The sequence below is a fragment of the Pseudomonas sp. RIT623 genome (assembly GCF_004519305.1).
Classification (GTDB): domain Bacteria; phylum Pseudomonadota; class Gammaproteobacteria; order Pseudomonadales; family Pseudomonadaceae; genus Aquipseudomonas.
On record NZ_SOZA01000031.1, the window covers coordinates 40,201 to 60,373 of the forward strand.

Genomic DNA, 20,173 nt, shown 5'->3' on the forward strand with positions numbered 1-20,173 from the left:
AATTTCGTAGCGAGAGCACGCCATGCCACCGACCCCAACCCGCCGCACCTTCGTCAAGGGCCTGGGCGCCGCCACCGCCCTGGCCGGCCTTGGTCTGTGGCGCCCGCTGGCCCAGGCAGCAGAGGGGCGCTTGCCGCTGCACGACCTGAGTGGCCAGCAGTTCGAGCTGTTCATCGGCCAGACCCCGGTCAACATCACCGGTCGCCCGCGCACCGCGCAGACCGTCAACGCCAGCCTGCCCGGCCCGCAGCTGCGCTGGCGCGAGGGCGACACGGTGACCCTGCGCGTGCGCAACCGCCTGGACCAGCCCACCTCGATCCACTGGCACGGCATCATCCTGCCGGCCAACATGGACGGCGTGCCGGGCCTTAGCTTCGCCGGCATCGAACCGGGCGGCGACTACCTCTACCAGTTCACCCTGCGCCAGAGCGGCACCTACTGGTACCACAGTCATTCCGGGCTGCAGGAACAGGCCGGCGTGTACGGGGCCATCGTCATCGAACCCCGTGAACCTGAACCGCATAACTACCAGCGCGACCATGTGCTGCTGTTCAGTGACTGGTCGGACCAGGCGCCGGAAGCGCTGATGGCTACGCTGAAGAAACAGTCCGACGCCTTCAACTACCACAAGCGCACGGTGGGTGACTTCATAAACGATGTCGCCGAAAGCGGCTGGCGCAACACCCTCGACAACCGCTGGGCCTGGGCGAAGATGCGCATGAGCCCCACCGACCTCGCCGACATCAGCGCCGCCGGCTACACCTACCTGCTCAATGGCCAGCCACCGGACGGTAACTTCACCTGCCTGTTCCAGCCCGGCGAGACCGTGCGCCTGCGCCTGATCAACGCCTCGGCGATGACCTATTTCGACTTCCGCATTCCCGGCCTGAAACTCACGGTGATCGCCGCCGATGGCCTGCCGGTGACCCCGGTGACCGTGGACGAACTGCGTATCGCCGTGGCCGAAACCTATGACGTGCTGGTCACCGTGGGCGACCTGCCCGCCTACACCCTGTTCGCCCAGAGCATGGACCGTACCGGCTTCGCCCGTGGCACCCTGGCCCGCACCGCTGGATTGCAAGCTCCAGTACCCGAGCCGGATCCACGCCCGGTGCTGAGCATGGACGACATGGGGCATGGCGGCATGGGCGAGATGGACCATTCGAACATGCCGGCGATGGACCACGGCAGCATGGCGGGCATGGACCACTCGGCCATGGCCATGATGCAAAGCCACCCCAGCAGCGAGACCGACAACCCGCTGGTAGACATGCAGACCATGGCCCCGCGCGCCAACCTGGCCGATCCCGGTATCGGCCTGCGCGGCAATGGCCGCCGGGTGCTGACCTACGCCGACCTGCGCAGCCCCTACCCCGACCCGGACGGGCGCGAACCGTCGCGGGAGATCGAGCTGCACCTGACCGGCCACATGGAGCGTTTCGCCTGGTCGTTCGATGGCATCAAGTTCAGCGACGCCGAGCCTCTGCGCCTGAAGTACGGCGAACGGGTACGCATCACCCTGGTCAACGACACCATGATGACCCACCCCATCCATCTGCATGGCATGTGGAGCGACCTGGAAGATGAACAAGGCCGCTTTCTGGTACGCAAGCACACCCTCGACATGCCCCCCGGCAGCCGACGCAGCTACCGTGTGACCGCCGACGCCCTGGGCCGCTGGGCCTATCACTGCCACCTGCTCTACCACATGGAGACCGGCATGTTCCGCGAGGTACGGGTCGATGAATGAGATCAGCAGCCGCCGCATCGTCACCGGCGTCGCCCTTGTCGCCTTGCTGGCCAGCGAGCGTGCCCTGGCCGCCAGCATGCCGGGCATGGACCACAGCCAGATGAACCATGGCGCCATGCCGACGATGGATCACAGCCAGATGAACCACGCCACGCCCACCACCGCGCAACCGCGCACGCCCCTGGCGAACATCACCGATGCCGACCGGCGCGCCGCGTTCCCGTCGCTGCCAGGGCACCAGGTGCATGACCGCGCGATCAACTGGGCGGTGATCGTCGACCAGCTGGAATACCAGAACTTCGAAAGCAGCGGCGCGGTGAGCTGGAACGCCACCGCATGGGTCGGCGGCGATGTCGACCGGCTGTGGCTGCGCAGCGAGGGTGAGCGGGAACAGGGCAAGACTCACAAGGCCGAGTTGCAGGCGCTGTGGGGCCATGCCATCAGCCCCTGGTGGGAACTGGTCGGCGGTGTGCGCCAGGACTTCAAGCCAGCCAGCGGCCAGACTTGGGCCGCCTTTGGCATCCAGGGCGCGCCGCTGTACGGCCTGGAACTGGAGGCCACCGCCTATGCTGGCGAGCGCCAACAGACCGCGCTGCGCCTGGAAGCCGGTTACGCTATGCTGCTGACCAACCGCTGGATCCTCGAACCCACCGTTGAAGTGAACCTCTTCGCTCGCAACGACGCCGACCGCGAACAGGCCTCGGGGCTGGCTGAAAGCGAAGTGGGGCTGCGCCTGCGTTACGAGATCAGCCGTGGTTTCGCGCCCTATGTCGGGGTCAGCTTCAACCGCCTGCACGGCAACCGCGCCAACCAAGCCCGGGAGGATGGCGAGGACATCGGCCAGACCCGGCTGGTGGCCGGGGTCCGCCTGCGCTTTTAAATCTGCGTCACAGGAGCTTCACCATGCTGCGCAAACACCTGCTCACCCTCGGCCTGCTGGCCATCACCGGCCTGGCCCAGGCCGCCGAGACCATCGACGTCTACCGCGACCCCAACTGCGGTTGCTGCAAGGAATGGATCAAGCACCTGAGCGACAATGGCTTCACCGTCAACGACCATGTCGAACCGAACATGAGCGCGGTCAAGCAGCGCCTGGGCGTGGCGCCGGGCCTGGCCTCGTGCCACACCGCGGTGATCGACGGCAAGTTCGTCGAAGGCCATGTGCCGGCCGAGCAAGTGCGCCTGCTGGCCAAGCGCGACGACCTCAAGGGCCTTGCCGTGCCAGGCATGCCCATGGGCTCGCCGGGCATGGAAATGGGTGACCACAAGGACGCCTACCAGGTCATCGGCGTGACCCGGGATGGCCGGGACACCGTGGTCGCCAACTACTGATGCTCAGCCTCGCGGCGCTGTTCCTCAGCGCCTTTGGCGCCGCCACACTGCTACCCTTGCAGTCCGAGGCCGTGCTGGTCGGCCTGCTGCTGCGCGAGCCCCAGGCCTGGGCGCTGCTATTGCTGGTGGCCACCCTGGGCAATGTGCTGGGTTCGCTGGTCAACTGGCTGCTGGGCCGGGCCATCGAGCAACTGCGCGACAAGCGCTGGTTCCCGTTCAGCGCCAGCCAGTTGCAACGCGCCCAGCAGCGTTACCAGCGCTGGGGGCAATGGTCGCTGCTGCTGAGCTGGATGCCGGTGATCGGTGATCCACTCACGCTGATCGCCGGGATCATGCGCGAACCCTTCTGGCGCTTCTTGCTGCTGGTCACCCTGGCCAAGGGCGGGCGCTACATCGTGGTGGCGCTGATCACCCTGGGCTGGTTTCACAGCGGGTAACACCTTTGCTGCTCGGCCAGGGTCAGTGGCTGCTACAGTCGCCTTTCCTTATCTGGTCCTACAGGGAGTGCTCCCATGCTGCGCGCCACCGCCATCGCCCTCACCTGCCTCGCCTCGGGTGGCGCCATCGCTGCCGCCCCCTCCACCTATGGCGAGCAGCTCGAAGGCTTCACCTACCCGTACCCGCTGCGCCACTTCGACTTCCAGTCCCAGGGCCAGGCGCTGCAAATGGGCTATATGGACGTACCCGCGAAGGGCAAGGCCAACGGCCACAGCGTGGTGCTGATGCATGGTAAGAACTTCTGCGCCGGCACCTGGGAAACCACCCTCGATGCCTTGAGCCAAGCCGGCTACCGGGTAATCGCGCCTGACCAGGTCGGTTTCTGCACCTCGAGCAAGCCGGCGCACTACCAGTACAGCTTCCAGCAACTGGCCGACAACACCCACGCCCTGCTGGCGCAACTGGGCGTGGACCGGGCCATCATCCTTGGCCATTCCACCGGCGGCATGCTCGCCACTCGCTACGCACTGATGTATCCCCGGCAGGTGGAGCGCCTGGCCATGGTCAACCCTATCGGCCTGGAGGACTGGAAAGCCTTGGGCGTGCCGTATCGCACCGTCGACCAGTGGTACGCCCGGGAACTCAAGCTCGATGCCGAAGGCGTGCGCAACTACGAACGCAACACCTACTACGCCGGGCGCTGGAAACCCGAGTACGAGCGCTGGGTGCAGATGCTGGCGGGGTTGAACCAGGGCCCTGGGCACAAGCTGGTGGCATGGAACTCGGCGCTGATCTACGACATGATCTTCACCCAGCCGGTGGTCCATGAGTTCAAGGACCTGAAAATGCCAACCCTGCTGCTGATCGGCGATCAGGACAGCACGGCGATCGGCAGCGATATCGCCCCGCCCGAGGTCAAGGCCCGGCTAGGCCAGTACAAGATGCTCGGACCGCAGGTGGCGAAGCTGATTCCCCGAGGCGAGCTGGTCACCTTCGAGGGCCTGGGGCATGCGCCACAAATCGAGGAGCCGGGCAAGTTCCACCAGGCATTGCTTGGCTGGTTGCAACGCTGACGGTACTCGGGCTACCGCTGAACCGGCGGCTTGCACTCACTTCCAGATCATCGCCTCGGTCCAGCCCAGCTCGGCGAAATCCACCGCGCGCAAATGCGCTTCCTCCCCGCAGAAGAACTCATCCAGTTGTGGCGGCTGTACCTGGGTGTCACTGAGCATCGCATGCACCTGGCCACGGTGGTGGATCTGGTGTTCGAACAGGTGCGACAACAAGCGCAGGCGCTGTTCGCGCTGCACCCGATCGGGCCGCACGATGCTCACGTAGCGCCCCAGTTGCTCATCGCGCAAGCCCCGGCAATAGGCGATCAGCCGCTGGTCGGCCTGGGCCTGCTGGGCCTGCAGGTCGGTGCAGGTGCAAAACGGTTGCTCGGGCTGGAAGAAGCGCTCGCCGTCCGGGTCGGGAGCCGCGCCGCGCTGCTCGCATTCCAGGGCGTCAAGGTAGAACCAGTCCACCGTCAGCAGGTGGTTGAGGGTGGCCTTGATCGACGGGAAGAAGCTGCAACGCGGGGCGACGAACTCGTCCTGGGTCAGTTGCAGGCAAGCCTTGTACAGGCGGTGGTTGGCCCAGCCATTGTTGTAGGCCTGGGTCAGCAGGTGATGCGACAGCGGCTCCATGGTCGGCTCCTTCAGGCGAAGCGTTGCAGTTGCATCTCCCGTAGCCGGCTGAGGGTGCGCTGGTACGGGAACGCCAGATACCCTTGAGTGTAGAGCGCTTCCAGGGGCACCTCGGCTTCCAGGTACAAGGCCACGCGCCGGTCGTAGCATTCATCGACCAGGGCGATGAAGCGGCGCACGCTGTCGTCCTTGGGCGCCAGGGTCGGTAGCTCACGATCGCCGGCCAGCACCCGCGCGGCGCCGTCCTCGGTGCCACGCGCGATGCGACCAGCCCGTTGCTCGCCGCCCAATTGCGGGATACCGCCCAGCAAAATCGCCGGGAAGCGGTCGCACAGGGCCATGAAGTCCATGGCCGCCAGCGGTTGTTCGCACAGGTCGCGGTACTGGCACCAAAGCGCCTGGGTGCTGTGGCGCACCACACGAACCTGCCGGGACCCGAGTTGCAGGGGCTGCTCGCTGCCTGGCTCAGTCGGGCTCAGCTGCTGGAACACCGCGTCCAGTGCATCGGGCTGCGCGACCCAATAGCGCTGCTGCGCGGCCCCCGGGTGCAGCCGGTGATCCTGCTCGCCCGCCACTGCCAGTACGCCCATGTGTCGCTCGATGGCAGCGATGGCCGGCACAAAGCGCTCGCGGTTGAAGCCGTCGCGATACAGCTGACCGGGGGGCTGGTTGGAGGTGGCGACCACCACCACCCCCTGGTCGAACAGCACCTGGAACAGGCGCCCGAGGATGACCGCATCGCCAATATCGCTGACGAACAGCTCGTCGAAACACAGCACGCGGATCTCGCTGGCCAGCGCTCGGGCCAAGGCCTGGAGCGGGTCGGCGGTGCCACCCAGCTGGAACAGACGACGGTGAACCCAGGCCATGAAATGGTGGAAGTGCTGGCGCCGGGACGGCACTGTCAGGCAACGGTGGAACAGGTCCATCAGCCAGGTCTTGCCACGCCCCACCGGGCCCCAAAGGTACAGGCCCTGGGTTGGCTTACCCTGGCACAGGGCATCGAAACAGGCTTGCAACGCAGCGACGGCCACCGCCTGGGCGGGGTCGGTGACGAAGCCGCGCTCGCCAAGGGCCTGATGGTAGAGAGATTCGGGAGTCATGCCGTGCATGGTACGCCATTCCGGCATCAAGCCGCGCCCCCACGCACCGCAGGAGCCAGCCTCGCTGGCGAACCAGGCAACACCAGCGCCTGGAGTTACGACCCCATCAGCCCTGTTTCAATCCCACCTTCAACAACACCCCATCCTTGTCATCGGTCAGCACATACAGATACCCGTCCGGCCCCACCCGCACATCGCGGATGCGCGCTTTCAGCTCACCCAGCAGGCGCTCTTCATGCACCACCTTGTCACCCTCGAGCTGCAGGCGAATCAGCTCCTGGGTGGCCAGGGCGCCGATGAACAGGTTATGGTCCCACGCCTTGAACGTCGGGCTGTCGTAGAACGCCATGCCACTGATGCCCGGCGACTTCTCCCATACATGGTGCGGGTCGACCATGCCCTGGACATGCTTGCCCTTGGCCTCGGGGATCGGCAGCAACGAGTAGTTGATGCCATGGGTGGCGATCGGCCAACCGTAGTTCTTGCCCGGTGCCGGGATGTTGATCTCGTCGCCGCCACGCGGGCCGTGCTCATGGGTCCACAGCTTGCCGGTCCAGGGGTTGAGCGCCGCGCCCTGCTGGTTGCGATGACCGAGCGACCAGATCTCGGGGCGCACCTGGTCGCGGCCGACGAAGGGATTGTCCTTGGGCACTTCGCCATCGGGCAGGATCCGCACGATCTTGCCCTGCAGCTTGTCCAGGTCCTGGGCGGTGGCGCGCTGATTGTTCTCGCCCAGGGCGATGAACAGGTAACCCTCACGGTCGAACACCAGGCGCGAGCCGAAATGGTTACCCTCGGAAAGCTTGGGCAACTGGCGGAAGATCACCGTGAAGTTCTCCAGCCGTGCCTGGTCCTGGGACAGCTGCCCACGGCCCACGGCAGTTCCGGCCTTGCCATCCTCGCCCGCCTCGGCGAACGACAGGTACACCGTGCGGTCCTGGGCGAACTCTGGCGACAGCACCACATCGAGCAAGCCGCCCTGCCCTTCGGCCCATACTTTGGGCACGCCAGACAGTGGCGGGCCGACCTTGCCCTCGGCGCTGACGATGCGCAGGTTGCCTGGGCGCTCGGTCACCAGGATGGACTTGCCATCCGGCAGGAACGCCAGGGCCCAAGGGTTGCGCAGGCCATTGGCGAGGGTGCTGACGCTCAGCTGGCCCTCCTCGCTGGGCAAGGTCTGCTCGGGGGCGGCCTGGGTCAGCAGTGGCAACAGGCCGGCGGCAGCCAGGGTGATCAACCAGGTGCGTGGCGTCATGCTCGGATCCTTCGCAGGGGCTCACGGCACGCGTTGCGAGTCGCGCGGTGGCCGGGTGGGTTGCAGGTTCGGGGTCTGTTGCTCGCGGCGCAGGTTTTCGCCGTTGCCGATGCCGCGGTTGTCCAGGGTAGGTGGGCGCGGGTTGGGCTGGGTGGACGGGCCGCGCACGGGCGGCGCAGCCGGCACGCTGCCCTGACGGCTGTTGGGGTTGGCCCGCATGATCGGGCTGTTGTAGGGGTTGTTGCTGTCGTTGGCGGCCAATGGTGGCAACGGCGCAGCCTGGAGCGGCAGGGCCAGCAACAGGCCGAGGGCCAGGGTTGGCAGTGTGGCGTTCATGCTTCACCTCCGGTACGAAAAGGCGCGCTCCAGGGTTGGATAGCCTAAGGCGCGCAGGGTTCGACGCAAAGGTGGCAATCCGCGTGGAGATGATTCCTGATGTTTCAGTATGGCTCCTCGTAGTGCTTGGAGCGGGCGTTCCCCGCGATGACCCAGGCCCAATCGGGCCTTGTCGCGGGGCAAGTCACCTCTCACCCTTGCGCTAGGTGCTTGTCGACCTTGTGCCGGGCGGCATACAGGCACAGCATCTCCATTGCCAAGGTCGCCCCGGCCAGCGCGGTGATATCGGCATGGTCGTAGGCCGGCGCCACCTCCACCAGGTCCATGCCCACCAGGTTGATCCCGCGCAGGCCGCCGAGGATCTCCAGCGCCTGCACCGTGCTCAGCCCGCCGCACACCGGCGTGCCGGTACCTGGGGCGAAGGCTGGGTCGAGACAGTCGATATCGAAGGTCAGGTACACCGGCATGTCCCCCACCCGCGCGCGGATCGCCGCGATGATCGCCTCGGTGCCCTGGCGGTGCACCTGGCGCGCATCGAGGACGGCGAAGCCCTGGCTGTCGTCGTTGGTGGTGCGCAGGCCGATCTGCACCGAGCGCGCCGGGTCCACCAAACCTTCGCGCGCGGCATGCCAGAACATGGTGCCGTGGTCGATGCGCTGGCCCTCCTCGTCCGGCCAGGTATCGCTGTGGGCGTCGAAGTGGATCAGCGCCAGCGGGCCGTGGCGCCGGGCGTGGGCCTTGAGCAGCGGGTAGCTGATGAAGTGATCGCCACCGAGGGTGAGCATGGCGCAGCCGGCCTCGAGGATGCGCTCGGCATGGGCCTCGATGCTGGCTGGGACCGAGGCCGGGGTACCGCTGTCGAAGGCGCAGTCGCCGTAATCAATCACCGCCAGTTGGTCGAACGGGTCGAATGTCCACGGCCAATGGCGGGCCCAGGCCTGTTGCACCGAGGCGGCGCGAATCGCCCGCGGCCCAAAGCGCGCGCCCGGGCGGTTGCTGGTGGCGGTGTCGAACGGCACGCCGCTGACCACCACGTCGACACCGCGCAGATCGCGGCTATAACGGCGCCGGGAAAAACTGGTGATGCCAGCGTAGGTGCTCTCGGCGGCGGTGCCGTAGAGGCTGTCACGGGTGATGGCCTGGTCGTTGTTTTGGGCGAGGTCCACGGTTGCGCTCCTGTGGTGGTCATTGGCGGCTGCGGAAAGTGGTCCACAGGCGATTGCGCTGGCGCAGGTCGGCCAGCGCCATGCTGCGGTCGGCGAACAGGCGCTGGCGCACCGTGGCCGGGGGGTAGATGTCCGGGTCGTCGCGGATGGCCTCGTCCACCAGCGGCGTGGCCGCCTGGTTGGCATTGGCGAAGAACAGCGTGTTGGTCAGTGCCGCCACCGATTCGGGGCGCAGCATGAAGGCGATGAAGGCCCGGGCAGCCTCGGGATGCGGGGCGTCCTTGGGGATCACCAGGTTGTCCTGCCAGACCAGGGTGCCTTCGCGGGGAATGCGGTAGATCAGCGCGAACGGCTTGCCGGCGCGGCGCGCCTGGTCGGCGGCCATGGCGGCGTCGCCGTTGTAGGTCAACGCCAGGCACACGCTGCCATTGGCCAGGTCGTTGATCTGCCGGCCGTTGGCCACGTAGCTGATCGACGGCTGCAGTTGCATCAGCAGTTGCTGCGCCGCATCCAGGTCAGCCTTGCTCTGGCTGTACGGGTCCTTGCCCAGGTAGTTCAGGGCCACCCCAATCACCTCCTGGGGCGAGTCGGGCATGGCGATGCCGCAATCTTTCAGACGGCTGGCATATTCAGGCTTGAACAACAGGTCGAGGCTGTCCAGTGGCACTTCGCCCAGGCGCTGGCGAACCGCCTCGACGTTAACCCCCAGGCCCAGGGTGCCCCAGGTGTAGGGCACGGCATGGCGATTGCCCGGGTCGGCCTCGGCCAGCTTGGCCAGCAGGTCAGGGTCGAGGTTGGCATAGCCTGCCATCGCCTGTGCCTGCAGCGGCTGCAAGGCGCCGGCCTTGAGCGCGCGGGCCAGCACCGTGGCCGAGGGTACCACCACGTCATAGCCGCTGCCGCCGGTCAGCAGCTTGGTTTCCAGCACCTCGGTGGTGTCAAAGGTGTCGTAGCGGACCTTGTAGCCGGTTTCCTGCTCGAAGCGCTCGAGGGTCTGTGGGGCGACATAGTCGGCCCAGCTGTACAGGTTGACGACTTTCTCCTCGGCCTGCAGCGGCAGGGCGATCAGCAGTGGCAGCAGGCACAACGTTCGACGCATGGCGGGCACCTCGGCTTGGGGGTGGGTGCCGCCAGCATGCCGGCCGGGTTACATTGCAAAAATGGCAACTTTGCAAAGCTGACATTCATCGGGAGCAATGTGATGCTGGGACAACTGCACGACCTCGACCTACACCTGCTGCGGCTGTTCGTCACTGTAGTCGAGGCCGGCGGCTTCAGCGCCGCCCAGGGCGTGCTGGGGCTCAGCCAGCCGAGCATCAGCCAGCAGATGGCCAAGCTGGAGACACGCCTGGGCTATCGCCTGTGCAGCCGCGGTAAAGGTGGCTTTCGCCTGACGGAAAAGGGCGCGCAATTATTGCAGGCGACCCGTGGCCTGTTGCTGCAGATCGAGCAGTTCCGCCAGCAGGCCAACGGCGTGGCCGGGCGCCTGCTGGGCACGTTGCGCATCGGCCTGGCGGAGAACCAGGATGGGCCTGTGACCCTGTGTATCGCCCAGGCCATAGCACGGTTTCGCCAGCGCGAGGAGTCGGTACAGCTGGAGCTGACCTGCGCCCCGCCCGCCGAGTTGGAACGCCTGTTGTTGGAGCAGCGCCTGGATTGCGCCATCAGCTATTTTTCCGGTAACCAGGCGGCGTTCGACTACCGGCCGTTGTTCGAGGAGCGCCAACGCCTGTACTGCGGCAAGGGCCACGCGCTGTTCCAGGCCGCCGAGGTGAGCCGCGCGCAATTGCTCGATGCCGACCAAGTGCGCCATCCCTACCGCTTTCTGAAACAGGGTGAACCCTTCCAGAGCCGGCGCAGCATGGCCTTGGCCGAGCAGATCGACAGCGCCTTGACCTTCATCCTCTCTGGCCGGCACATCGGTTACCTGCCCTGCCACTGCGCCGCGCCATGGGAGGCCCAGGGCTGGTTGCGGGCGTTGGACCCCGCGCTGGATTTCAGCGTGCCCTTCACCCTGGCCCGACACCGCGGCCAGGCGCCCGGGGAAGCCATGCTGGCGTTCATCGAGGACCTGGGCGCAGCATTTGCCGAGCGTGGGCGTTAGCTTGGGGCAAGCCCGCCGATCAACCCGCGCCCATGCTCAATAGACGAGGTTCCAGGTCAAGGTGTAGGTCCGCCCACGGCCCTGGTAGTCGTACAGGTAAGCCGGCCCGTAAGTCGGCGCGTAGAACAGCGTCGCCCGTTGGCCCCACACCGTGCTGTACTGCTTGTCGAACAGGTTTTGCACACCGGCGCTGAAGGTGCCGAAGCCGGTCTCCTGACTGCCCAGCAGATCAAAGGTGGTGTAGCCGTCGATCTGGTGATGGGCATCGTCGCGCAGGGTGAAGGCATGATTGGCCTGCAACCGCGCCGTGCGGCCATCGCCCTTCCAGCCGACGAAGGCGGTGGCCTTGGACAGCGAGGCATAGCGGGCGTCGCGCTTGATCCAGTCGCCGTCGGCGTCCTCCTCTTGCGAGCGCACCAGGTGCATGGTGCCTCCGGCCTCCCAACCGTTGTGCAAATAGCGAGTCAATGCCCCTTCGAAGCCGAAATCACGACGTTTCTGCTCCTCGACATCGATGGTCAGGGTGGCGGAATCGACATTGATGACCTTGTCCGACCAGATGTAGTACAGCGCCGCCTGGGCGTTCCAGTCCAGGTCGGCATAGCGCCAGCCCAGCTCCACCTGGCGGCTCTTGATCCCGGCCAGCGGGTTGTCGCCCACCGATAGGCCCGGCTTGCCGTAGTACTTGGCCGGGTCGGGCAATTCGAAGCCTTCGCCGTAGTTGCTCCATACCTGGTGACCGTTCTTGAAGTCGTAGATGGCGCCGAGGTTGTACAGGTTCACCTGGTAGTCGTTGCTGCCGCCTGGCACGCTCTTGAAGTCGCTGACCTGGACATCCATCTGCTGGCGGCGGGCGCCACCGGACAGGGTCAGGTTGTCGGTGGCGTGCCAGTCGAGCTGGCTGTAGAACGACACGCCATCGACCCGGTAGCTGGGGTAGCGCGGCGCCTTGCTGGCCTTGTCCAGGTCCAGGCCGCCGCTTGCAGACGAGACTCGTGCATCGAAGGTGGTCTGCTCGGCGTTGAAGCGCTCGCGGTCGAAGTCGACACCGTAGGTCAGCTTGAGGGTATCCCACTGCTTGGCGAACAGTGCCTTGAGGCTGGAAACCTCGAAGTTCTGCTGCGACGCGGCGAAGTACACGCCGCGCGAACCGGTAGGCTTGCCGGTGTTGTAGTAGGGGAACGGGTAGAAGTTGTCGTTTTCCTTGCGGTACGAGGCCTGCAGGTAGAAGTCCTGGCCGAGCAGGTCGCGGTGGTGGTAATTGGCGTTGAGCAGCAAGCGTCGGGTACGCGGCTGCAGGTCGGATGAATAACCGCCGCGCAGCTCGGCGTTTTCAAGGTCCGAGGGCGCGTTGTGACGCAGGTTGGGGAAGTAGATACCGGTGCTTCCATGGTTGCCGGAGTCGTAGTACTGGGCCAGCAGGTCCAGGCTCTGTTCATCGCTCAGGGTCAGGCCCAGGGTACCGAGCAGGTCGAGGCTGCGGTTGTACTGCAGGTCGGTCTGGGTGTTGTCGATGAAAATCTGCTCGCCGGCACCGTCGTAGAACGCCTCGTTCTGCTCGCCGGAAATCCCCAGGCGGGCATTGATCCGCTCGTTGCCGCCGCTGATCGACTGGGCGATACGGGTCGACAGGTCATCGCTGTTGTTGAAACCACTGCTGGCGCCCAACTGGGTTTCGAAACGTAGCGGGCCCGCCTCGCCCTTCTTGGTGACGATGTTGATGATCCCGCCGGTGGCGCCACCACCGTAGATGGCGCTGGCCCCGGACAGCACCTCGACCCGCTCGACGTTGAACGGGGAAATGCTGTCGAACTGCCGCGACAGGCCGCGGGAGCTGTTCTGGCTCACACCGTCGATCATCACCAGCACTTCACGACCTCGCATGTTCTGGCCGTAGTTGGTACGCCCTTCCGGCGCCAGGTCCAGGCCTGGCACCAGCTTGCCGATAGCCTCCTTGAGGCTGACGCCGCTGTCGATCTGCTCGCGCAACTGCTGCTGGTCGACCACCCAGACCGTACCGGGGATCTCGCTGATCGCGGTGCTGGTGCGCGATGCCACGCTGACCTCGATAGGCTTGAGGTTGACACTCTGCGGCGGCGCGGCGCGGCGCAGGGTGACCGTGCGCGCGTCGTTGAACTGGTAGCTGACGCCGCTGCCAGCCAGCAAGGATTGCAACGCCTGCTCCAGGCTGTAGCTGCCGCTGAGCGCCGGCGCCTGCAGGTCGGCCACGTCCGAGGTGGTGTAGAGCAGGTGCAGCCCGGCCTGGTCGGCGAATGTGGTGAGGGCCTGGTCCAGCGGCTGAGCCGGCAGCTCGAGCCTGACCTGGCGAGCCTGGGCGCTGCCAGCGGGGGCGTCGGTGGCGGCCTCGACCAGCGGCGGCCCGGCCAGGGAGGCCAGGGCAGTGCAGGACAGCAAGGCATGTTTGAAGCGGTGCGGGAGCGTAGCCTTCACGAAAGAGCTTCCAGACAGTCGGAGGAAAGAGGGTTGGGTGATCAGTGCCCCTACGACGATCTGGCTGAGATGAACTTGCAGTGGTAAATGAAAAAAATTTCGATTGCCGACTCGCAGGGCTCAGTACACCACCGCCAGGAACGGCAGGTAGGTGACTTTCAACCCGTAGCGTTGTTCGAGGGTGCGCAACAGCGCATGGGGGTCGTCGAGATCGAACACGCCGCTGACTTCCAGGGCCGCGAGCTGATGGTCGGGAATCACGATACGGCCATGCTGGTAGCGCTCAAGCTCCGCCAGCACCTGGCCCAGCGGCTTGCCGTTGAAGATCAGCTTGCCGCGCTGCCAGGCCGTGCGGGTACCGGCATCCGGCGCAGGTTGCAGGGCTTGGCCGGCCACTTGCGCCTGGCCTTCGGCCAACAGTACCTGGTCACCGCCGGGTTGCCGGCGCACGCTGAACACTGCAGCGTTGCCGGTCACCGGCGCGCCTGCGGCCTGCACCACGAACGGGCGTGGGTCGGCGACCGTCTCGAACAGCGCCTCGCCCGCCTCCAGCACGACCTTGCGCTCATGTTCGCTGTAAACCACCGACAAGGCGCTGGCGCTGTTGAGCGTGACCCGCGAACCGTCGGCCAGGGTCAGGCTGTAACGCTGGCCGACAGCCGTGTGGTAATCCGCCCGCCAGGCTGGCACCTGCTGCCAGGCTACATAGCCGGCCATGCACAGCACCAGCGACGCGGCAATCGCCGATAGCCGCCGCCACGGCCGCGCTGGTGCCGGGCGAGCCTTGGCGGTCGAGGTGTGGCCCAGGTCTCGCCACAGCGCCTCGGCCTCAGCCGCCGCCTCTGCATGCGCCCGGCTCAACTGGCACCAGCGCTGGTAGCGCGCGCGATCGGCGGCCGTGGCATTGCCCGCGTGCAGCAACACCTGCCAGTCGAGGGCATCGTCGGACAGCGCACTGAGGGGTTGGCAGTTGGGCATGGCGTGGGCTTCAGTCATGGTTGTGCTTGAGCCAGTCACGGCAATGGCGCAGGGCCTGGCCGATGTATTTTGCCACCATGCTCTCGGAAACGCCCAGCCGTTGCGCGATCTGCGCCTGGGTCAGGCCTTCGACACGGTTGAGCAACAGCGCCTGGCGGGCATTGCGGGGCAGTTGCAACAACGCCTCGTCGAGGATCTGCAGGCGCTCATGGGCCAGCAACGCGGCCTCTGGCGGTGGCGCCGGGCAGGCCAACGCGGTAGCGCCATCGCTGTCCTCGTGGCTGGCCGCCAGGCGCTGCTCGCGGCGCAGGGCATCGATGGCCAGGTTGCCGGCCACGCGGAAGATGAAGCTGCGCGCATGCAGCACCTGCACCGCCTGGCCGTCGACCTTGACCAGCTTGAGGTAGGTTTCCTGGGCGACATCGGCGGCGCGCTGGCGGTCGCTCATGCGCCGGGTCAGGAACTGCAACAGGTCGTCGTAGTGCTCCTGGAAACTGGCCAGCAGCCCGGACACGGGAGAGATCGCCATGGGTAGAGATCGGGAAGAGTTATCGGTCGTTAATGAGAAACAGTATCTTTCATATCGGGCCATACTTTCAACGCCGCTGGGTATTTGCCACACTACCAGCTCGCCCGTGAGCCGAGACCGTCATCGCCATGTTCGTCCGCTGCTGCCTGATCCTGCTGCTGTGCCTGGGCTTGAACGCCTGCGCGCTGTTCCACAACCGCGATCCGCTGACGATCAGCGTGATCGGCATCGATCCCCTGCCCGGCCAGGACCTGGAGCTGCGCATGGCGGTGAAGATCCGCGTGCAGAACCCCAACGAGGCGCCCGTGGATTTCAACGGCATCGCCTTGAACCTGGAGGTCAACGATCAACCCCTGGCCGCCGGCGTGAGCGACCAGCGCGGGCACATCGGCCGTTACGACGAGGCGATGCTCGTGGTGCCGGTGAGCATCACCGCCTTCGCCTTCCTGCGCCAGGCCTATGGCCTGAGCCGGGTCGAGTCGCTACAAGGCCTGCCTTATGTGCTGCGCGGCAAGCTTGCCGGTGGCCCGCTGGGCACGGTGCGCTTCACCGACAAGGGCAAGCTCGACCTGCCCGGCCCGACACAGGCCGGTTGGTAGCGGTCAGTCGGCGACGAAACGCACGCCCGGGCGGGCGCGCTCGTCCACGCACAGCTCGAACACATCTGGCCGCGCATAGTGGCCGACCACGTCGAAATCGTAGCGGGCCTGCACCAGTTGCGCGGTATCGACCTCGGCGGTCAATAGCCCGCGCGTGGCCACCAGGGGCCCTGCCAATACCTCGCCCAGCGGGCCGACGATCACGCTGCCGCCATTGATCAGCGGCCGCTCGGCGGGCCAATTGGGCACGTCCAGGCCCAGGGCCACCGGCGAGTCCTGCACCTGGCAGGCGCTGATGACGAAACAGCGCCCTTCAGCGGCGATGTGGCGCATGCTCACCTGCCACAGGTCCCGCTCGTCGACGGTCGGCGCACACCACAGCTGCACGCCCTTGGCGTACATCGCGGTACGCAGCAGCGGCATGTAGTTCTCCCAGCACACCGCGGCGCCGAGACGCCCGGCGCGGCTGTCCACCACCGCCAGCGTCGAGCCGTCGCCCTTGCCCCAGATCAACCGCTCGGTACCGGTGGGCATCAGCTTGCGGTGCTTGGCCACCAGACCTGCCTCCGGCTCGAAGAACAGCACAGTGCAATACAAGGTGTTGCCACTGCGCTCGATGACCCCGAGTACCAGGCTTGCGCCGGTGCGTGCCGAAAGCTGCGCCAGTGCGTCGGTCTCGGCGCCTGGTACGTCGATGGCGTTGGCAAAGTAGCGGGCAAAGGCCTCGCGGCCCTCGGGCAGGCGATAGCCCAGTTGCGTGCCGAAGCCCTCGCCTTTCGGGTACCCCCCCAGCAACGCTTCGGGCATCACCACCAGGCTGGCGCCGCTGTCGCGAATGGCCTGTTCATAGCCAATGATCTGTTCCAGGGTGGCGGCCTTGCCTTCAGGCAACGAGCCGATCTGCAGCGCGGCGACGATGGACTTGGGCATTTCTCGAGACTCCAGTCAGGGTAAAGGTCTGGTAGATTCTCCAGCGCGCTGCACTCATGAATAAAGCCCACTTCACTACTGAATGATATTGACCTTATGAATATCATCGACATCGACCTGAACCTGCTGAAAGTCTTCGAAGCACTGCATGACGAAGGGGGCGCAAGCCGCGCCGCCTTGCGCCTGGGCCTGACCCAGTCAGCGGTCAGTGCCGCCCTGCGCCGCCTGCGCCAGGTGTATGACGACCCGCTGTTCGTGCGCACCGGCCGCGGCCTGAGCCCGACCCTGCGCGCCAACCAGCTCAAGCCGCTGATCAGCGAGGCTTTGGGCAAGTGCAGGCAAAGCCTGGCGTTGCTCGACCCCGAAGCCAATCACTTCGAGGGCCGGTCGCTGAGCCTGGGGCTATCGGACGATTTCGAAATCGCCTACGGCCAGGCCCTGATCGCCGCGGTACGCCGGCAGGCCCCGGGGCTGCGCCTGATCTTTCGCCAGACCCACAGCCAGATCGTCGCGCAGGGCTTGCTGGAGCGCAGCCTGGACCTGGCGCTGACCTCGGGCGGCTTTGCCCAGCGCCTGCTCAGCCGCGTGGTGCTCGGCGACGGTGACTACCAGTGCCTGGTCGATCCGACTAGCCTGGCGCCCGATCAGGCACAGCTGAGCCTCGACGCCTTCGTCGAACGGGAACAGATCCTGGTGTCATCTGGTGGTTTCGTGGGGATTGTCGACGAAGCCCTGGCCGCCGTGGGCAAGCATCGCACGATTTGCGCGGCCACCAGCCATTTTGCCGCGCTGGGACACTTGCTCAAGGGCACCCGGTATCTGGCCACCTTGCCCGGCCATGCGGCCAGGGCGATTGCCGCCAATGCCGGGCTGCGGGTACTGCCCTGCCCACTGGCGCTGCCACGCTACCCGATCGAGCTGGGCTGGCGCAGCAGCGGGCCGCTGGACCCGCTGGTGGAGCGGGTGCGTGCGGCGGTGCTGGAGGTGTTCGCCTGACTCAGCGGTTGTTGCTGGCGGCGGCCATCATCTTGTTGACCTCGCTGCGCACCAGATTGGTGAACTCTGGTGGCGACATGCCCTCGAGTTCGGCGCGCACCCATTCCGCCCATTTGCCTTTGCGCCGCGGCTTCTCGGCGATCAAGCGCGCCGCCTCGCCCTTGGCCTTGCCCAGGTTGCTCTGCCAAAACTCGAACAAGCGGGACTTCTCCGCCTCGATCTGCGCCCGTTCCTGGAAGCTCAAATTGGCCAGATTGAAACTCATGGGGGTAATACCTGCCGCTGGAAATGGCCGCTATCTTACACTGTAGGGCCAGGCCACCGGAACGCCGCTGCAACTTTCCCGGCGCCGTGGCATCCACTGTTCAACTCCCTACCCTTCACGAGGATGTGTACATGGCCAGGAAAAACGCCGCGCAAGCCGACAGCGACCAGATCAAGGACCAGGTGTTCAGCGAACTGCAGGCATTGATCGAGGAGTCGGAACGGCTGCTCAGCGACAGCGCTTCATTGGTCGGCGAGGATGCCGATACTCTGCGCGCGCAACTGGGCCTGAAGCTGCGCCAGGCCCGCGACGCCACCAGTCGCCTGGGGCAGAAGGCCCAGCCTGTGGTCGAGGCGACCCAGCAATACATCGGCGGGCACCCCTGGCAGACCGTGGCAGTGTCCGCCGGTTTCGGCCTGGTGGTCGGCCTGCTGCTGGGGCGTCGCCAGTAATCAGCTAGGCGGCCAGGGCCTGCGGAATACCGCTGTGGAAACGCAGTTCCTGGTCGGGTGAGCTGATCAGCTCGGCCTCCGCTTCACGCACCAAGTCGACGACCCGGGCGATATCCGCTACATCACCGTACTGGTGGGCCAGCTTCAGGTAGCCCTGGTAATGTCGCGCCTCGCTCTTGAGCAGGCCGTGGTAGAAGGTGCCGAGCTCTTCGTCCAAATGCGGTACCAGGGCGGCGAAGCGCTCGCAGCTGCGCGCCTCGATGAAGGCGCCGACCACCAAGGTGTCCACCAGCTTGACCGGCTCATGGGCCCGCACCAGACGTCGCAGGCCTGAGGCATAGCGCCCGGCCGACACCGGCCGCAGCGGCACGCCACGGCGCTTCATCAGGCGCAGCACCTGCTCATGGTGCACCAGCTCTTCACGGGCCAGACGCGACATCATGTTGATCAGGTCGAGGTGGGTGTTGTACTTGGCGATCAGGCTCAGCGCCGTGCTGGCCGCCTTGAACTCGCAATTCTTGTGATCGATCAACAGGGTTTCCTGGTCGGCCAGGGCGGCCTCGATCCAGGCATCGGGGGTACGGCAACCCAGGAAGGCGTCGATTTCAGGAATCAGGGACATGACACTCGCAACCACACAGGACATCGGCAGGGTCGGCGATTATACCGGCGACGGCGCCCTGTGCCAGTGGCTATGCTTGATACATATCAAGCGGCAGGCGGAGCAGCGCCGTCTATAGTCAGGCATTGGCCGCCATTCTGAAGGGAGTTCATGCCCATGCAAGCCGTTCGCAGCATCCTTGTCGTCCTCGACCCCGAGCATGCCCACAGCCGCGCCCTGACCCGGGCCAAGCTGATTGCCGGGGTGACCGGCGCGCGCCTGCACCTGCTGATGTGCGACAAGAAGCAGGACCATGATGCGCTGCTCAGCTTGCTCAGCAGCCAGTTGCACGACGATGGCCACGACAACGTCACTTACCAGCAGCATTGGGAGGACAACCTGCACAAATCGATCATCCATGTGCAGCAGGCCGAGGGTTGTGAGCTGGTGATCAAGGAGCATCGCCCCGACAACCCGCTGCGCAAGGCATTGTTGACGCCCAGTGACTGGAAACTGCTGCGCGAATGCCCTTGCGCAGTGCTGATGGTCAAGAGCGAACGGCCCTGGACGGGAGGCAAGATCCTGGCCGCTGTGGATGTCGGTAACCAGGACGAAGCCCATCGCCTGTTGCATGCCAGTATCATCGACCATGGCTATGACATTGCCAGCCTGGCCAAAGGCGAGCTGCATGTGATCAGTGCCCACCCCTCGCCCATGCTGTCGGCGGCTGACCCGGTCTACCAGCTCACGGAGACCATCGAACAACGCTATCGAGAGGCCTGCAAGGCGTTCCAGGCGGAGTTCGATATCAGTGATGATCGCCTGCACATCGCTGAAGGGCCGGCAGATGTGTTGATTCCGCATACCGAGAAGAAACTCGATGCCGCTGTGACCATTGTCGGCACTGTGGCGCGGACCGGCATCTCTGGGGCGCTGATCGGCAATACCGCAGAGGTGGTGCTGGACTCGCTGGAAAGCGATGTGCTGGTGCTCAAGAGCGAAGAGGCCAAGGTGCATCTGGCCGAGTTGGCGCGGGGCTGAAAGTCACGACGCGTCCCTCTGTAGGCGGCCTCGTGTCGCGATCGGGCGCGCAGCGGCCGTAATCCAGGCCACGCGAATTTCCTGGAGGACCGAGGCTGCAGGTTTTGCGGCCGCTGCGCGCCCGATCGCGACACAAGGCCGCTCCTACAGGGAGCGCAC

General features: G+C 65.8%; 21 protein-coding genes and 1 pseudogene. 10 read left to right on the forward strand and 12 right to left on the reverse strand.

Features of this window, described 5'->3' with window-relative positions; all coding sequences use genetic code 11:
- Positions 1-22 precede the first annotated feature (22 nt).
- The 5 genes from E3U47_RS18990 (at position 23) to E3U47_RS19010 (ending at position 4,593) form a co-directional block, all read left to right on the forward strand.
- A complete protein-coding gene (locus E3U47_RS18990; protein ID WP_134693199.1) occupies positions 23-1,750 on the forward strand; it encodes a copper resistance system multicopper oxidase in 1,728 nt (575 codons plus the stop codon).
- Positions 1,743-2,630: a copper resistance protein B gene (locus tag E3U47_RS18995; RefSeq protein ID WP_134693200.1), complete on the forward strand. Its 888-nt coding sequence runs from the start codon at positions 1,743-1,745 to the stop codon at positions 2,628-2,630. The genes E3U47_RS18990 and E3U47_RS18995 overlap by 8 nt, the downstream gene beginning before the upstream one ends.
- A gap of 23 nt (positions 2,631-2,653) precedes the next feature.
- The gene (locus tag E3U47_RS19000) at positions 2,654-3,082 is read left to right on the forward strand and encodes a DUF411 domain-containing protein (protein WP_134693201.1); all 429 of its coding nucleotides are present in this window, start codon (positions 2,654-2,656) and stop codon (positions 3,080-3,082) included.
- The gene (locus E3U47_RS19005; RefSeq protein ID WP_134693202.1) at positions 3,082-3,519 is read left to right on the forward strand and encodes a YqaA family protein; all 438 of its coding nucleotides are present in this window, start codon (positions 3,082-3,084) and stop codon (positions 3,517-3,519) included. Before E3U47_RS19000 ends, E3U47_RS19005 begins: the two co-directional genes overlap by 1 nt.
- Before the next feature lie 75 nt (positions 3,520-3,594).
- On the forward strand, positions 3,595-4,593 hold the full coding sequence (locus tag E3U47_RS19010) for an alpha/beta fold hydrolase (RefSeq protein ID WP_134693203.1): 999 nt from the start codon (positions 3,595-3,597) through the stop codon (positions 4,591-4,593).
- Between the two features lie 36 nt (positions 4,594-4,629).
- Here E3U47_RS19010 and E3U47_RS19015 read toward each other — a convergent pair whose 3' ends face one another.
- The 6 genes from E3U47_RS19015 to E3U47_RS19040 form a co-directional block, all read right to left on the reverse strand.
- Entirely contained in the window at positions 4,630-5,208 is a 579-nt protein-coding gene (locus tag E3U47_RS19015; protein WP_134693204.1) for a DinB family protein, read from the reverse strand.
- Between the two features lie 11 nt (positions 5,209-5,219).
- On the reverse strand, positions 5,220-6,338 hold the full coding sequence (gene zapE / locus E3U47_RS19020; protein WP_372239529.1) for a cell division protein ZapE: 1,119 nt from the start codon (positions 6,336-6,338) through the stop codon (positions 5,220-5,222).
- Positions 6,339-6,417: 79 nt separating this feature from the next.
- On the reverse strand, positions 6,418-7,566 hold the full coding sequence (locus E3U47_RS19025) for a PQQ-dependent sugar dehydrogenase (protein WP_134693205.1): 1,149 nt from the start codon (positions 7,564-7,566) through the stop codon (positions 6,418-6,420).
- 21 nt (positions 7,567-7,587) lie between these two features.
- Positions 7,588-7,902: a hypothetical protein gene (locus E3U47_RS19030; RefSeq protein ID WP_134693206.1), complete on the reverse strand. Its 315-nt coding sequence runs from the start codon at positions 7,900-7,902 to the stop codon at positions 7,588-7,590.
- A 191-nt stretch (positions 7,903-8,093) separates the two neighbouring features.
- Positions 8,094-9,068 (reverse strand): agmatinase, encoded by a 975-nt coding sequence (gene speB, locus E3U47_RS19035; RefSeq protein WP_134693207.1) that lies wholly within the window; start codon positions 9,066-9,068, stop codon positions 8,094-8,096.
- Between the two features lie 19 nt (positions 9,069-9,087).
- Positions 9,088-10,167, reverse strand: a complete 1,080-nt coding sequence (locus E3U47_RS19040) for an extracellular solute-binding protein (RefSeq protein ID WP_134693208.1) — start codon at positions 10,165-10,167, stop codon at positions 9,088-9,090.
- Positions 10,168-10,269: 102 nt separating this feature from the next.
- Here E3U47_RS19040 and E3U47_RS19045 point away from each other — a divergent pair, with 102 nt between their 5' ends.
- Positions 10,270-11,172 carry a LysR family transcriptional regulator gene (locus E3U47_RS19045; protein ID WP_134693209.1) on the forward strand — a complete coding sequence of 301 codons (903 nt, stop codon included), beginning with the start codon at positions 10,270-10,272 and terminating at the stop codon, positions 11,170-11,172.
- 36 nt (positions 11,173-11,208) lie between these two features.
- Here the strand turns inward: E3U47_RS19045 and E3U47_RS19050 are convergent, their stop codons facing one another.
- The 3 genes and pseudogenes from E3U47_RS19050 to E3U47_RS19060 all read right to left on the reverse strand — a co-directional run.
- On the reverse strand, positions 11,209-13,623 hold the full coding sequence (locus tag E3U47_RS19050; RefSeq protein WP_256660307.1) for a TonB-dependent receptor: 2,415 nt from the start codon (positions 13,621-13,623) through the stop codon (positions 11,209-11,211).
- Between the two features lie 120 nt (positions 13,624-13,743).
- Positions 13,744-14,619, reverse strand: coding sequence for a FecR domain-containing protein (locus E3U47_RS19055; protein ID WP_256660308.1), 876 nt, complete (start codon positions 14,617-14,619; stop codon positions 13,744-13,746).
- Positions 14,620-14,623: 4 nt separating this feature from the next.
- Positions 14,624-15,130: pseudogene (locus tag E3U47_RS19060) on the reverse strand (RNA polymerase sigma factor); the annotation flags it as partial.
- Between the two features lie 128 nt (positions 15,131-15,258).
- Here E3U47_RS19060 and E3U47_RS19065 point away from each other — a divergent pair.
- A complete protein-coding gene (locus E3U47_RS19065; RefSeq protein WP_134693212.1) occupies positions 15,259-15,729 on the forward strand; it encodes an LEA type 2 family protein in 471 nt (156 codons plus the stop codon).
- Positions 15,730-15,732: 3 nt separating this feature from the next.
- On the opposite strand, the gene E3U47_RS19070 is transcribed toward E3U47_RS19065, so the two are convergent.
- Positions 15,733-16,659: a carbon-nitrogen hydrolase family protein gene (locus E3U47_RS19070; protein WP_134693213.1), complete on the reverse strand. Its 927-nt coding sequence runs from the start codon at positions 16,657-16,659 to the stop codon at positions 15,733-15,735.
- Between the two features lie 87 nt (positions 16,660-16,746).
- Here E3U47_RS19070 and E3U47_RS19075 point away from each other — a divergent pair, with 87 nt between their 5' ends.
- Positions 16,747-17,655, forward strand: a complete 909-nt coding sequence (locus E3U47_RS19075) for a LysR substrate-binding domain-containing protein (RefSeq protein ID WP_134693214.1) — start codon at positions 16,747-16,749, stop codon at positions 17,653-17,655.
- A gap of 1 nt (position 17,656) precedes the next feature.
- On the opposite strand, the gene E3U47_RS19080 is transcribed toward E3U47_RS19075, so the two are convergent.
- Positions 17,657-17,920 (reverse strand): hypothetical protein, encoded by a 264-nt coding sequence (locus E3U47_RS19080; protein ID WP_134693215.1) that lies wholly within the window; start codon positions 17,918-17,920, stop codon positions 17,657-17,659.
- Between the two features lie 131 nt (positions 17,921-18,051).
- On the opposite strand from E3U47_RS19080, the gene E3U47_RS19085 reads away from it, so the two are divergent.
- The gene (locus E3U47_RS19085) at positions 18,052-18,372 is read left to right on the forward strand and encodes a YqjD family protein (protein WP_134693216.1); all 321 of its coding nucleotides are present in this window, start codon (positions 18,052-18,054) and stop codon (positions 18,370-18,372) included.
- 4 nt (positions 18,373-18,376) lie between these two features.
- Here E3U47_RS19085 and E3U47_RS19090 read toward each other — a convergent pair whose 3' ends face one another.
- The gene (locus E3U47_RS19090; protein ID WP_134693217.1) at positions 18,377-18,994 is read right to left on the reverse strand and encodes a tRNA-(ms[2]io[6]A)-hydroxylase; all 618 of its coding nucleotides are present in this window, start codon (positions 18,992-18,994) and stop codon (positions 18,377-18,379) included.
- 156 nt (positions 18,995-19,150) lie between these two features.
- On the opposite strand from E3U47_RS19090, the gene E3U47_RS19095 reads away from it, so the two are divergent.
- The gene (locus E3U47_RS19095) at positions 19,151-20,014 is read left to right on the forward strand and encodes a universal stress protein (protein WP_134693218.1); all 864 of its coding nucleotides are present in this window, start codon (positions 19,151-19,153) and stop codon (positions 20,012-20,014) included.
- Positions 20,015-20,173 lie beyond the last annotated feature (159 nt).

What these genes read in the sequence shown, in the direction of transcription:
- E3U47_RS19085 (WP_134693216.1), top strand. Translation starts at nt 18,052, where the DNA reads ATGGCCAGGAAAAACGCCGCGCAAGCCGACAGCGACCAGATCAAGGAC.
- E3U47_RS19010 (WP_134693203.1), top strand. Translation starts at nt 3,595, where the DNA reads ATGCTGCGCGCCACCGCCATCGCCCTCACCTGCCTCGCCTCGGGTGGC.
- E3U47_RS19025 (WP_134693205.1), bottom strand. Translation starts at nt 7,566, where the DNA reads ATGACGCCACGCACCTGGTTGATCACCCTGGCTGCCGCCGGCCTGTTG.
- E3U47_RS19065 (WP_134693212.1), top strand. Translation starts at nt 15,259, where the DNA reads ATGTTCGTCCGCTGCTGCCTGATCCTGCTGCTGTGCCTGGGCTTGAAC.
- E3U47_RS19005 (WP_134693202.1), top strand. Translation starts at nt 3,082, where the DNA reads ATGCTCAGCCTCGCGGCGCTGTTCCTCAGCGCCTTTGGCGCCGCCACA.
- E3U47_RS19070 (WP_134693213.1), bottom strand. Translation starts at nt 16,659, where the DNA reads ATGCCCAAGTCCATCGTCGCCGCGCTGCAGATCGGCTCGTTGCCTGAA.
- E3U47_RS18990 (WP_134693199.1), top strand. Translation starts at nt 23, where the DNA reads ATGCCACCGACCCCAACCCGCCGCACCTTCGTCAAGGGCCTGGGCGCC.
- E3U47_RS19015 (WP_134693204.1), bottom strand. Translation starts at nt 5,208, where the DNA reads ATGGAGCCGCTGTCGCATCACCTGCTGACCCAGGCCTACAACAATGGC.
- E3U47_RS19000 (WP_134693201.1), top strand. Translation starts at nt 2,654, where the DNA reads ATGCTGCGCAAACACCTGCTCACCCTCGGCCTGCTGGCCATCACCGGC.
- E3U47_RS19080 (WP_134693215.1), bottom strand. Translation starts at nt 17,920, where the DNA reads ATGAGTTTCAATCTGGCCAATTTGAGCTTCCAGGAACGGGCGCAGATC.
- E3U47_RS18995 (WP_134693200.1), top strand. Translation starts at nt 1,743, where the DNA reads ATGAATGAGATCAGCAGCCGCCGCATCGTCACCGGCGTCGCCCTTGTC.
- E3U47_RS19030 (WP_134693206.1), bottom strand. Translation starts at nt 7,902, where the DNA reads ATGAACGCCACACTGCCAACCCTGGCCCTCGGCCTGTTGCTGGCCCTG.
- E3U47_RS19095 (WP_134693218.1), top strand. Translation starts at nt 19,151, where the DNA reads ATGCAAGCCGTTCGCAGCATCCTTGTCGTCCTCGACCCCGAGCATGCC.
- E3U47_RS19090 (WP_134693217.1), bottom strand. Translation starts at nt 18,994, where the DNA reads ATGTCCCTGATTCCTGAAATCGACGCCTTCCTGGGTTGCCGTACCCCC.
- E3U47_RS19040 (WP_134693208.1), bottom strand. Translation starts at nt 10,167, where the DNA reads ATGCGTCGAACGTTGTGCCTGCTGCCACTGCTGATCGCCCTGCCGCTG.
- E3U47_RS19045 (WP_134693209.1), top strand. Translation starts at nt 10,270, where the DNA reads ATGCTGGGACAACTGCACGACCTCGACCTACACCTGCTGCGGCTGTTC.
- E3U47_RS19055 (WP_256660308.1), bottom strand. Translation starts at nt 14,619, where the DNA reads ATGACTGAAGCCCACGCCATGCCCAACTGCCAACCCCTCAGTGCGCTG.
- zapE (WP_372239529.1), bottom strand. Translation starts at nt 6,338, where the DNA reads ATGCCGGAATGGCGTACCATGCACGGCATGACTCCCGAATCTCTCTAC.